The following is a 12489-nucleotide window of genomic DNA, read 5'->3' on the forward strand; positions in this document are numbered from 1 at the left end:
TGATAGGTCACATCGCGACCATAGATGTCAGATGTCAGCGTAACGGCTTGACCCACCTTCATGCGGCGGATCTGGGTCTCGGTAAAGTTCGCATCGACCCAGACGCGCTCCAGGGGAATGACCGCCATCAAGGGCGAGCCAGCCTGCACGCGCTGCCCCAGTTGTACCGTTCGCTTGGCGACGTTACCCCTGACCGGTGCCGGCACCTGCATCCGGGAGAGGTTGACATACGCTGCCTTGACGCGTGCGCCGGCAGCCTGGACGTCTGGATGCGTAACGATCCGGGTTTCGTCCACCATGGCAAGGCTGATGCGATGCTGCGCTTCGATGGCCTGCAAGCTTGCGCGTGCAGCGCGGGTAGCGGCCATGGTGGTGTTGAGTGCATCCTTGAGGTGAGCAACTTCTTCGTGGGAGACGGCACCGCTACGGGCGAGTTCACTACGCCGAGCGAGGTCGGCCCTGGCTTGTTCTTCCAGCGCTTCCTTGGCTGCCAGGTCGGCTTGCGCCGACGCGATGTGATTGCCTTGCGCCACTTCCTGGCTATAGAGTCCGCGCACCTTGCGCACCGTCGTGGCCAGCTCGGCCCGGGCGGCAGCCAATGCTACTTCGGCATCATCGGAGTCGAGCTTGACCAACAGCTTGCCGGCCGCGACCTGATCACCGTCATCGGCATGGATGGCAATCACCGTGCCGGATACCTGGGCATTGATATCAACCACGTCAGCTTGCACGTAAGCGTTATCGGTCGATTCACTCCAGCGGCCTACCAGCCAGTACCAGGCACCGGTGCCGGCAGCGGCCACGGCACAGGTAGCGGCCAAGCCGATGAGAAGTCGTTTACGGCGTGGCGAGGGGGGAGTGGCGCTCGAGCCGAGGGGGGGCGCCGCAGAGGTCTTGTCGTTGCTCATGAATGAGTCCCAGATCAGGGTTGAGAGGAGGGGGCGACCAGCAAGGCGCGATCGGTGGGGGTGGCATGGAAACCGCCACCCAGTGCTGCGATGAGCAACAGGCGTCGATCATCCTGCTCCCGTTGCAGTTGGGCCAGCCGTTGTCGCGCCTGCAGTAGCGGCTGTTGCAGCGACAGGACATCGAGCTGGTTGCCGATGCCTTGCCGGTGACGTACAGCTGCCAGCGTCCATCGCTGGGTGGCCGCGTCCAGAGCCTGAGTTTGCGCCTGCGACTGGCGATCCAATAAGTCGATGACCTGGATGCTCTCGGCGATTTCACTCAATGCACTCAGTAGCAGCTTGTTGTAGTGCGCCACGGCCAGATCGTATTGCGAGGTCTGATATCTGAGGTCAGCGCGCAACGTCCCGGCGTCGAACAGCGGTAATGACATCGCTGGGCTCACCGCGTATTGTCGGGAGGCGGCCTGGAAGAGATTGGAGGCGCCGCGGGTGGCCAGTGAGGCCAGTAGCGGCAGATTGATGTTGGGCAGGAAGCGCGCCTTGGCGCCTTCGATGCCTTGCCGGGCGGCTTCCACGCTCCAGCGCGCAGCGACCAGATCCGGGCGGCGCCCGAGCAGATCGGCCGGTAGCAGAGAGGGCAGGGCCAGTGTGGTTGCCGGCCAGGGTGCCGGCCGCGCCAGGCTGTTGGCCCGCGCGGGCTCCTGTCCCAGCAACAGCGCTAGTTGTAGTGCGCCGGCGGCGACCACTTGCCGGCTTCGGTCGCGCTCGGCCAGTGTTTTGCCGGCTTCGCTCCGGGCCTGCTCCCAGGGCGCGCGTTCGATGATGCCGCTGTCAAATCGCTGGCGGGTCAGTTCGAGCAAGGTATTGGCGCGCATGACATCGGCCTCGGCCAAGTCCAGGCTTTCATGGGCATAGCGCAGGTTCAGGTAAGCGCGGGCGACGTTGATCGACAGCAGCAGACGTGCGGCCTGGGTTTCGATCTGGGCCACCCGCATCTTGCTCAGGCTGGACTTCCAGGCAGCCGATTGCTCACCCCATGCATCCAGTGGCCATTGCAGGGACAGACCCAGGGAGTGTGACCAGCCGAAATGCCCGGCATCGGGGTCACCAGCATTGGCGATGGCCGAACTGCGGTTGCCGCTGATGCTGGCCTGTGCGCTCAGCGCCGGCCACAGCGCGGCGCTCTCGGTCTGCTCCTGTGCCTGCGCCGCGCGCAGCCTGGCGGTGGCCATTGCCATATCGGGGTGACTTGCCAGTGCTTCCTGAATCAACTGATGCAACTGATGGTCTTCTATCTCACGCCACCAATCTCGCTGCGGCCAGGCAGCAGGTTGCACAGGGAGTTTGCCCGGATTGGCGAGCAAGGCCAACTGATCCAGGTCGTGCACTCGCTCGGCGGGCTGGATGTCGCCTGTCGTGACGCAGCCGCTCAGCAGAGGGATCAAGAAAAAAAATGTGCTGGCGTGTCGCCTGGCACGAGGAGAGAGGAAGCTCTGGTCCATTGTTGCCTCATGAAAAGTTCAAGGCAATTATGGGACGGCCTGTTGGCGATCGGATAACGATAGATCGTTATTAAATCGTTGTTTTCAGTCAATTCATGCGAGGTGACGTGTCACGCTGTGACTGTGTGTTAGGCGCCGCATTGAAGGCGGCACGACGGCCTCTGCCGGCCCCCGGTCTGCTATCATACGGGTTTGCTGATGTTTGGCTGCTCGCCCGCGGCTGCCGAAGGTAAGCCCGTCAGGGCCCGCGCATCAGTGCTCCCGGTTGTTCGCCACGACGCATAACACCGCACTCCCAACGTTTTCGTTCGCTGAGATTGATCGCTTCTTCCCTGCGTTGCGCCGTCGAAGAGGATGTTTGTCCGCTAACGAAACGGCAACCTATTGGTCGTTTAATTTATTGTGAAAGTTGTTCAATTGCTCCCGCACATGGACAAGCCTGTGGCCCGTGCTGATGCCGCAAAAGGCCCGGGCTTACCGCCTCGGACGATTTCGGTCGCCCCCATGATGGACTGGAGCGAATTAGGTCTGGATGTCCTATAGGTAATGGGCTGGTAGTATTTTTTGTCCAAATTTTGTCCACTACGCGCGGAATTTGCATATTTGGAAGGCACTTGGGCACACAGTTCGGGTTGAGTTGGCAAGTCAAACTGGAACGAGCTGGACAGGGCAGCGGCTACCTAGACGGCGATAAACGTCAGAAATGCGCTTCTGGCCGATAAGCGACATCTCGACTATGCCGAAGTCAGTTTGATGCTATCGCTGTAGAGGATTCGATGTTGGATAATAAGGATTGCCTCCAGCAATCTGAACTCGATTCAGGCAGCAACGGCTCTACCGACGGCAAAATGGCCCCACGTTCGTACATGCAGACGGCACTATGAGTGACATCGATCTTTAGCGCCAGCGCTTCTTGAGAGAGCCTGCGCGCCTGCCTCGCTTCTCGGATGCGCTCACCAATGCCTACGGCAGAATGGTCTCACATGGCGCCGCTCACCTGCCTAGGCTTGCCACCTGCTGCGTCCGAACCTCGTCCAGCAACTCTGGATGGCGGTCGAGCAGGCCGAGCAGCTTCACCAGAGAGACAGGCGGCTTGACCTGGCCCGTCTCATAGCGCGAAAACGCATTGATGCCACCGCCGAAGACCTTGCCTGTCTCGTGCTGTCCCAAACGCCGTTTCTTGCGCACGCGCTGGATGGGGAACGAATCGACCATCCCGGCATTCACCTCGCGCGGGAAATCGCGCATGAAGAGGCAGTATCAGGAGGAGGAAAGATTGTGCTCCTGCCCGCTTACTTCATGATTTCGGCTGCGCTGGCCCAAGCCATCTCACGCGCGTTTTCCGCGGCGATGAACAGTATCATCCGGGGGCCATAGCCATTCATGATTCGCTCGCAGGATGAGTCGCTCCACCTGACCATCTTTCATTGCCTTCCGGAGGGAGCCACGTGGTCATACGAAAGGCGGCCATTCGCTCATTCAAGTCCGGCCAACGGCCTCGATTCTTCAAGAATCCATTGTGCGAACGCCTTGAGAGGCTCACTGCCAAGTTGCAACGGCTCAGGGAGCACAAGGCAAAATGTCTTGGAAATGCTACTGTCCTGCGGCCACGGTGCGACCAGGCGACCTTGTGCCAGCTCGGCTTCCACATACAGACGCGGCACCAGCGCGACGCCGAGGCCGGCCAATGCTGCCTCGATCAGCATTCCATGCAAGTCATAGCGCGGCCCTTGCGCAGAATGGCTCAGGCTAATCCCGGTCTGCGCGGCATAGAGGCTCCAGGCGTCGTGATTCTGACGTCGATGCAGGCGAGGCAGAGTGTCCAAGGCAGGGAGCCCTGTCGCTCCCTCCAGGAATGCAGGATGACATACCGGTACCAGCACCTCATCGAGCAGACGATAGGTGTGCATTCCGGTCCAGGCCGGATGTAAGAAATGAATCGCCGCATCCAGGCCACTACCAGGCAGCAGGAACGGCTCCATGCGTTCAGAGAGATGCACCGTGATGTGAGGATGCAGGGCAGCAAAGCTCGGCAGGCGGGGGATCAGCCAGCGCATCGCAAACGTAGGGCTGACCGCGATATCCAGGCTGGTTCCGTTGGGAGGCTGGGATATCAGATGCTGGCTGTCTCGGTCCAGGCGCTCCAGCGTTTCCCGGACGTGGCTGGCATAACGTTGGCCATGCGGCAGCAAGCGCACGCGGTTGCCGATCCGCTCGAACAGTGTCACTCCCAGAAATCCCTCTAGGCGGCCAATCTGCCGACTGATGGCGCCTTCGGTCAAGGCCAGTTCTTCGGCGGCACGTGCAAAGCTGCTGTGACGCGCCGCGGCCTCGAATGCCATCAGTGAGCTGTTGCTGGGAATCTTACGCCGCATCGTATTCCTTAACCGGGTTGATGACGTGAGCTTTACCTTACGTCAGTGAAGCTTGCCTAATTTTCGATTTATTGGCCGGGATTGGCTGCCTATCATGACAACTCCTCAATCAAGCAGGCCACCGCCAAGGTGACCATGGAGCGTCATCATTATGATCTATACCGTCGAATGCAGCTTCGCCGACCCTGTCTGCGAAACAGAATGGAACGATTTCTACAGCCTGGAAAAGTTGCCCGCCCTCATCTCCGTGCGCGGCTTTCACACTTCGCAGCGATTCAAGGCTTTGAGGGAAGGCTGCCCGGTCTATCTCGCGCTGCATACCATTGACCATCACGACGTGCTTCTCTCTGACGAATACCGGCGAAAAGGCGGTGGCAATTTCGCGCGATGGCAGCAACACATCACCGACTGGCATCGCAATCTCTATGAAACATCGGCTACGGCCCCTGCGGTGCGTAGCGGGGAGTACCTGCTGCTCAGTGCGCGTGGCCCCGATCCCTTGGTGGCGATGGGGCTGTCGCCATCGATCCTGCATGCCGTCGCCTTGGAGAAATTCCCGGAATGGAGATGGATGGCAGTCCTGTCCGATCCCGTCGATATCGACGGTATTACCCTAGCCGAAGGACTGCATCTCTATGCTCCGATGACTGCGCAACTGCGCAGCAGTAGCGAGCCGGCCATTGTCAGCGCGAGCTAGCACACGATGCCCAATCTCACTTTCTTCATCCGCCAGGACCAGATGCCCGCCGCGCAATCTCTGGATCGGCTCACCGCGCGCTGCACACAGCTCTGCACGAAGATTCTGGAGGCGCGGCCAGAGAACATCCACATCATCTACGTTGCGGTCGATCATGGGACAGGCCATCCTGCATTCGCCGACGTCCGTTATCGGATATCGGCCAACAGGACGCCGGCCGTCATGGAAGATTTCATGCAGCAGCTGGACGAGGCCATCCAGGACCATACCGGACTGCTGCCGCGTATCCGCTGTTTTGCCTATGCCGCGCAGTCCATCAGCGCAAGGCATTGATTCCTACCCACAGCAAACGAGACGAAAATGCTTTTTCCCAGTCAGCAAATCGGTGATTTCTCCGTCACCGCCATCAGTGATGGTTTTCTCAGCGCACCTCTGGAGCTGCTGTCCAATATCGATCCCGCAGAGGCGACCAGGCTCCAGCATGCAGCAGGAATGAGCGACCCTTCTGCCATCCATATCAATTGCTATCTGATCCGCAGCCCGACGCAAACCGTGTTGGTCGATGCCGGCGCCGGTGGCTTCAAGCAATGGGGCGGCCGATTACAGGACAATCTCAAGCGGGCCGGAGTGCTGCCTTCCGACATCGATACCGTCCTTCTGACCCATGCTCATCCCGACCACATTGGTGGCCTGCTCGATAGCGCAGGAGACCGCGCCTTTCCCGATGCGGAGTTGGTAATGCAGGGGCAGGAACTGGACTTCTGGGAGAACGACGTCAATTTTTGCCGCGCCAGCGAGCGGGCGCGCGGAAATTTCATCTTCGCGCGCCGGGTATTCGTCAAGTATCGGGACAGGCTGCGCACCTTCGCCGGCGGCGAGGTCCTTCCCGGCATTAGCGCCCAGCCGCTGGCTGGACATACCGCCGGACATTGCGGCTATCACATCAACTCAAATGGGCAGGGCCTGTTGATCTGGGGCGATATCGTGCATTTCCCTCACCTACAGATCGCTCGTCCCGACGTCTCCATTGCATTCGACCTCGATCCGCATCTGGCGACGGCAACCCGGGTTCATTTGCTGGATATGGTGAGTGCGGACCAACTGCTTATCGCCGGTATGCACCTCGGTGAAGAAGGCTTCGTCCAGATTGTTCGCACAGGAAAGAGTTATCGGTTTGTTGGCAAGCGTTCATAGCCCTGATGAAGATCGAGCTCATCAGAGTGAGCCAAGTTTAAAGCTGACGGCGGCTGAATACTTTCCGAAAAGGGCGATCCAGTATCTTGGCAAATGCCATCGATCAACATGTCCGATGAGACAGCTATAAACGGATATTTAGTTCCAGCGATCAGCAAATAAGTGGCGCAGCAACTATGCACGCACCGTAAGATATAGTTGAGCGCGTATTTCTATGGTTTCTGGAATCTCAATTCCAGCTGTCGTTCAAGACAATCCACCGTGCCACAGGCTTCAAGATATTTCTCTAGATTGCCAGCCGCACGCCAGGCATCTCGCCTCAGCTCTTCTTCATGGATGCGCAGTTCAAACGTCGCGATGGTCTCGGTAGAGATCATACAGATGCCTTTAATAGCGACCTTTGCAAGCGTTCATTCGCACCTTTCACTCCTGCTTCAAACTCCATCCATCGACCTGCCTTGGAATTCTTCAGTTCGATCAATTTATCTTCGGTGTCCTTCAGTGCTTTTTCGGACGCGTTGATCCTCATCTCCATCTCCGTTTTGGCCTCGTTTGTTCCCGAGACGGTGCGATTTTTTAACATCGCAATTTCCGTTCTGGCGCTGGCGAGGTCAGCCTCAGTCTTTGCTACAAATTCATCGCGCCTTGAGCTACTGCTTGCATAGTCAAAACGAGGGAGTGCTTTGACTAAATCACGTGTGGCACCAGGCATGATTAACTTGTCACCCTGATATTCGATCTGCGCAACAGGAATCGCGACGTTGTGGGTACCAATACCCACGAACCCTCCCGCCCCGATAATCACATAGGAGACCTGTCGGTCTTTCGCGATAATCAGATCTTCGACCTTCCCAATCTTTTTACCGGTGTCTGTGTAAACCACTTTCCCGAGGATCGATTTCTTGACGCTCCAGCCCAATGCGACTTGTGTGGATTCGACAATGCTGACGCCTAATGTTGTACTGCTACCGGCAGTTTGGGCTGATATCGAACCTGTTGTAAACATCATGGCGATAACAGCGAGTTCCATGACTAAGTTGATCTTTTTCATCATTAACCTCCTGATTGTGAATGACTGCATACGAACAGAAGCACGATCGGCGCGGCTGCACGGAGCATGTTTCAATCGACTTCCTGACTTTAAAGAAGTCTTTAGTGAGAGTCTGTTGGATATCGAACATGGGACGGATGTCTCGAAATTTCGGTAGCAGTTAAAGAGACATGCAGAGGAACTACTTCTGTATTGAAAAAGAGAGACAGTCCGGGTACCAAAATCGCGTATGAACAGACTAAGTCGTTCAACGGGATGTGCCCGAAATTTGCACAGTAGCCCAATCGACGCAATGCATTCTCTAGAAGCGTTCCAAGGTGGATTTTTCATACTGCCAAAGCGGGTTAGCGTACAGAAGGCAGATGACGTCAGAGCACACAATTGGTCTCCCGGATTATCGAATCCATCAAATGACCGATTCTCAGCTCTGCAGGAGGGTGCGATGAAGGCTTTAATCTACAAAGGCAGCAACAATAAGGCACTTGAAGACCGTTCTAAGCCCGACATTGCAGCGCCCAGCGATGCCATCGTGAAGATCATGAAGACTACGATCTGCGGTACAGATCTCCATATTCTCAAGGGACACGTGGCAAGCTGTAAGCCAGGCCGCATCCTTGGACATGAAGGTGTAGGCATCGTCGATTCGGTGGGAACGGCCGTAGCGGCGTTTCACAAAGGCGATCACGTACTTATTTCCTGTGTTTCCTCATGCGGGAAATGTGAGTATTGCCGGCGCGGGATGTACTCACATTGCCTCACAGGCGGGTGGATACTTGGGAATACGATTGATGGCACGCAGGCTGAATATGTGCGCATACCACATGCAGATACCAGTCTGTATCCAGTACCAGCTGGCGCCGATGAAGATGCGTTGGTTATGCTCAGCGATATCCTGCCCACTGGATTCGAGTGCGGTGTGCTCAATGGCAAAGTGGCCCCGGGCTCGATCGTAGCGATTGTCGGTGCCGGGCCGATCGGCTTGGCAACTTTGCTGACGGCGCAATTCTATTCGCCGGCGAAGATCATCATGATCGATCTGGACCAGAGCCGTCTGGAGGTGGCAAAGCGATTTGGCGCAACCGACATTATCAACAGCGCAGATGGGGCCGTACGCGAGAAGATCATGCAAATGACGCAGGAAAAGGGCGTCGATGCTGCGATTGAGGCCGTTGGGATTCCGGCCACGTTCGATCTATGTCAGCAAGTCGTGGCAGCGGGAGGAACTATCGCCAATATTGGTGTGCATGGCGTACCGGTCCAATTGCATCTGGAAAAGCTCTGGGACCGCAATATTTCCATTACCACCCGGCTGGTGGATACCGTTAGCACGCCCATGCTGCTCAAATCCCTTGCTGCTAAAAAAATCGATGCCTTACAACTGATTACGCATCGCTTTAAGTTCGATGAGATTCTGGAGGCCTATGAGACTTTTGCGCATGCCCCTGAAACCAAGTCACTGAAAGTCATCATCGAGGCTAATGAGCAATGAGTAGCCGATTCTGACGGGAAAAATTTCCGGATCCCTCAGGACGACGGTTCAGCGCTGTTTTGAAGGTGGATCGTTCTTGGCTATCGCTGCTCTGCCAATTCGCTTCTAATCAACAAGGAATATGCCATGAGCTACGAAAGTGTTAATCCTTATGACGGCACTGTCCTACAAACGTTTGAGGAAATGACTGATGGGCAGTTGGAATCTGCCCTTGCAACGGCCGCTGCCTGCTTTGAAATCTGGAATAAAAAGAGTTACGGCGAGCGCGCCGTGATCGTTGCCAGGGCGGCGGTTCTGATGCGAGAGCGCAGCGAGGAATTTGCGCGGCCCGTCACGCTTGAGATGGGAAAGCTGATCACCCAGGCGCGTGGCGAAGTGGAACTGAGCGCCGACATCATCGACTATTACGCAAAGAATGCCGAGACCTTCCTGGCACCAGAAGCACTGCATCCGACAACCGGCGAAGCAGAGATCCAGAACGCAGCTTTTGGAGTGCTGTTTGGCGTGGAACCTTGGAATTTTCCTTACTATCAGCTCGCGCGTTTTGCAGCCCCCAATCTGATGGCCGGCAATGTAGTGATAGTAAAGCACGCGGGATGTGTGCCTCAATGTGCTATCGCCTTTGAGAAGTTATGGCTGGATGCCGGTGCACCTGCCGGGGCCTACACCAACCTGCTCATTTCATACGACCAGGTCAACCGCGTCATCGATGACCCGCGTATCAAAGGTATTGCCCTGACCGGCAGCGTGGAGGCCGGCAAAGCTGTGGCAGCGCGCGCGGGTCTGAATCTGAAGAAATCGACGATGGAATTGGGTGGTAGCGACGCCTTTATCGTGCTGGAGGATGCCGATCTCGACAAGACCGTCGAATGGGCGGTGTGGGCCAAGATGAACAACACCGGCCAGTGCTGTGTTGCGGCCAAGCGCTTTATTGTGGTCGAGGAGCTGGCGGATCGATTTCTTGATAAGTTCCAGACTGCGCTTGCCAAGCTCAAACCGGGCAATCCGATGGATGTGGCAACCACGCTAGGGCCGCTCTCGACCGAGGCAGCATTGATCAAGTTGCTCGCCCAAGTGAAGCAGGCGGTTGAGAAAGGCGCAAAGCTGGTGATGGGCGGCAAGCGCCTCAATCGTCCGGGCGCTTTCATGGAGCCCACAATTCTAAGTCATATCACCCCAGACAATCCTGCCTTTAGGGATGAATTCTTCGGACCGGTGGCATTGTTCTTCCGCGTCAAGGATGAGAACGAAGCAATTGCGCTGGCCAACGACTCCGAATTTGGCCTCGGCGGCTCCATCTTTACCCGAGACGTACACCGCGGCAAGCGTTTGGCCAGCCACATCAATACCGGTATGGTATTCATCAATCATCCCACCTGGACTACGCCCGATTTGCCGTTCGGCGGCATCAAGAATTCGGGCTACGGGCGTGAATTGTCGAGCATGGGCATCCAGGAGTTCGTGAACAAAAAACTGGTGCGCACGGCTTCGATAGATGCCCCAGCATAGGCCATCAGCATGTACGTCACTATTGCCATCCTGAAGGAAATGCGACCGCATGAACGCCGTGTCGCGCTGGTTCCGGCTCTTGTGCCCAAACTGATCAAGCTTGGCGCCAGGCTGCACATGCAAACTGATGCGGGTGTCAGCGCCGGCTACCACGACGCCGCCTATGAGGAGGTCCTCTTTACTTCCGATTGTGCTCAACTGCTCGAGCGGGCCGATGTCGTGCTCGCCGTTCAGCCTCCCTCGGTACAACAGGTCAATGCGATGCAGGAGGGGGCAATTCTCATATCGTTCATCTACCCGGAAATAGCGACCAGCCTGATGCAATGCTTGCTGGATAAAAAGATCACCTGCTTTGCGATGGAACGCATTCCCCGCATCACTCGTGCACAGGCGATGGATGCACTCTCCAGTCAGTCTGCACTGGCCGGCTACTACGGCGTACAGCTGGGGGCGACGCATCTCGCCAGAATCCTGCCGAAGATCACCACCGCAGCCGGGCCAGTGGGACCTGCCCGGGTACTGGTGATGGGACTTGGGGTAGCCGGTCTGGAAGCGATCGCCACCGCGCATCGCCTGGGTGCGGTCGTCGAGGCCTATGACGTTCGTCCTGAGACCCAGGAACAGGCACTCTCGCTGGGCGCGAGCTTCATCGACACTGGAGTTGACGCACGTGGCGAGGGAGGTTATGCCCGTGCCTTGAGTGCTGACGAACAGGTGAAGATCGATGCCGTCCTCACGCGACATATACAGCAGGCCGATCTCATCATCACTACTGCGGCGATTCCCGGAAAGCCCTCTCCCAAGCTGATCAGCGCCGAACAGTTGAAAGGGATGAAAGGCGGGGCGGTCATTGTGGATATGTCGGCCGAGGGCGGCGGCAACTGCTTCGATACGCGGCCTGGTGAGACCGCGTACATCGGTGCTGTCACCATTGTTGCACCGCTAAATATTCCCTCTTTGTTGAGCAGCGATGCTAGCGATCTGTATGCCAGGAACCAATACAACCTGCTGGCCTTGATGCTGAAAAATAACGTCGTCACTATCGATTGGGATGACGAAGTCCTGGCTAGAACGGCGGTAACCCATTCCGGCAATCTGCAGAACGGCATCGTGCTGGCCAACCACGCACCGGCCGACAGCATGGAAAGCGACATCATCAGGAGCGCACAATGAATCCCGACTTCAGCATTAACGGCTATGCGGCCGTCTATATCCTCATGTTGGCCGGCGTTACCGGCTGGGTGGTGGTCACGCGTGTGCCGGCCATATTGCACACGCCGCTGATGTCCGGCTCCAATTTCGTGCACGGCATTGTAGTCGTTGGCGCACTGTATGCGTTGCTCAATGCCGGCACGACACTGGATCAGGTCATCGGTTTCTTCGCCGTGCTGCTGGGCGCTGGCAACGCGGCGGGCGGCTACGCGGTAACCGAACGCATGCTGGCGATGTTTCAGCCGGGGCCCGCCAAACCGCTGCATCCCAGAACATCGAAACGACGCGCGAAGAAAGCCGCACAGACCAAGCCCACACCCGGCTGAGGAACCAGCATGATCAACTCGATTGCACAACTACTAATTGGCGGCGTGGATCTGGCTGCAGCGTTTCTTCTGATCTATGGTCTCAAACGCATGTCATCGCCCGTCACCGCAACGTCAGGGATTGTGCTAGCAGGTGGCGGCATGCTGGCCGCAGTCGTGGTTGGTTTCTTCTATNNATGCGGTGTCATGCAAGTGCACAGCTGCATCTGCCGCTCAATATCGCACT

The 12489-nt window shown here is 57.3% G+C and carries 13 protein-coding genes and 1 pseudogene; 7 read left to right on the forward strand and 7 right to left on the reverse strand.

What is annotated here, in order from left to right; all coding sequences use genetic code 11:
• The 5 genes and pseudogenes from I5W_RS27970 to I5W_RS27990 form a co-directional block, all read right to left on the reverse strand.
• Positions 1–908 (reverse strand): HlyD family secretion protein (locus I5W_RS27970; protein ID WP_044531722.1); only part of this gene is annotated, 908 nt, incomplete at its 3' end.
• A 14-nt stretch (positions 909–922) separates the two neighbouring features.
• Positions 923–2353 (reverse strand): efflux transporter outer membrane subunit, encoded by a 1431-nt coding sequence (locus I5W_RS27975; protein ID WP_252717259.1) that lies wholly within the window; start codon positions 2351–2353, stop codon positions 923–925.
• An 802-nt stretch (positions 2354–3155) separates the two neighbouring features.
• Positions 3156–3371 carry a helix-turn-helix transcriptional regulator gene (locus tag I5W_RS34355; protein ID WP_083893646.1) on the reverse strand — a complete coding sequence of 72 codons (216 nt, stop codon included), beginning with the start codon at positions 3369–3371 and terminating at the stop codon, positions 3156–3158.
• Between the two features lie 32 nt (positions 3372–3403).
• A pseudogene (locus I5W_RS27985) lies at positions 3404–3649 on the reverse strand (type II TA system antitoxin MqsA family protein); the annotation flags it as partial.
• Between the two features lie 236 nt (positions 3650–3885).
• Positions 3886–4785, reverse strand: a complete 900-nt coding sequence (locus I5W_RS27990) for a LysR substrate-binding domain-containing protein (protein ID WP_044531719.1) — start codon at positions 4783–4785, stop codon at positions 3886–3888.
• Positions 4786–4936: 151 nt separating this feature from the next.
• Here I5W_RS27990 and I5W_RS27995 point away from each other — a divergent pair, with 151 nt between their 5' ends.
• From I5W_RS27995 to I5W_RS28005, 3 genes are read left to right on the forward strand one after another with little or no spacing between them, the layout of a single operon-like run.
• Positions 4937–5482 (forward strand): hypothetical protein, encoded by a 546-nt coding sequence (locus tag I5W_RS27995; protein WP_006465524.1) that lies wholly within the window; start codon positions 4937–4939, stop codon positions 5480–5482.
• A gap of 6 nt (positions 5483–5488) precedes the next feature.
• Positions 5489–5815, forward strand: coding sequence for a hypothetical protein (locus I5W_RS28000; protein ID WP_006465525.1), 327 nt, complete (start codon positions 5489–5491; stop codon positions 5813–5815).
• 27 nt (positions 5816–5842) lie between these two features.
• The gene (locus I5W_RS28005; protein ID WP_044531720.1) at positions 5843–6676 is read left to right on the forward strand and encodes an MBL fold metallo-hydrolase; all 834 of its coding nucleotides are present in this window, start codon (positions 5843–5845) and stop codon (positions 6674–6676) included.
• A 212-nt stretch (positions 6677–6888) separates the two neighbouring features.
• Here the strand turns inward: I5W_RS28005 and I5W_RS32300 are convergent, their stop codons facing one another.
• Positions 6889–7053 (reverse strand): hypothetical protein, encoded by a 165-nt coding sequence (locus I5W_RS32300; protein WP_158601271.1) that lies wholly within the window; start codon positions 7051–7053, stop codon positions 6889–6891.
• Positions 7050–7730 (reverse strand): PRC-barrel domain-containing protein, encoded by a 681-nt coding sequence (locus I5W_RS29190; RefSeq protein ID WP_252717260.1) that lies wholly within the window; start codon positions 7728–7730, stop codon positions 7050–7052. Before I5W_RS29190 ends, I5W_RS32300 begins: the two co-directional genes overlap by 4 nt.
• Before the next feature lie 439 nt (positions 7731–8169).
• Here I5W_RS29190 and I5W_RS28015 point away from each other — a divergent pair, with 439 nt between their 5' ends.
• The 4 genes from I5W_RS28015 to I5W_RS28030 all read left to right on the forward strand — a co-directional run bounded on the left by I5W_RS28015 (position 8170) and on the right by I5W_RS28030 (position 12263).
• Positions 8170–9216: a zinc-dependent alcohol dehydrogenase family protein gene (locus I5W_RS28015; protein ID WP_006465528.1), complete on the forward strand. Its 1047-nt coding sequence runs from the start codon at positions 8170–8172 to the stop codon at positions 9214–9216.
• Positions 9217–9342: 126 nt separating this feature from the next.
• On the forward strand, positions 9343–10725 hold the full coding sequence (locus I5W_RS28020) for an NAD-dependent succinate-semialdehyde dehydrogenase (protein WP_044531721.1): 1383 nt from the start codon (positions 9343–9345) through the stop codon (positions 10723–10725).
• 9 nt (positions 10726–10734) lie between these two features.
• A complete protein-coding gene (locus I5W_RS28025) occupies positions 10735–11898 on the forward strand; it encodes an NAD(P) transhydrogenase subunit alpha (RefSeq protein WP_006465530.1) in 1164 nt (387 codons plus the stop codon).
• Positions 11895–12263, forward strand: coding sequence for an NAD(P) transhydrogenase subunit alpha (locus I5W_RS28030; protein WP_006465531.1), 369 nt, complete (start codon positions 11895–11897; stop codon positions 12261–12263). The genes I5W_RS28025 and I5W_RS28030 overlap by 4 nt, the downstream gene beginning before the upstream one ends.
• Positions 12264–12489 lie beyond the last annotated feature (226 nt).

It is taken from the genome of Herbaspirillum sp. B65, from assembly GCF_000333555.1.
Taxonomy (GTDB): domain Bacteria; phylum Pseudomonadota; class Gammaproteobacteria; order Burkholderiales; family Burkholderiaceae_D; genus Herbaspirillum; species Herbaspirillum rubrisubalbicans.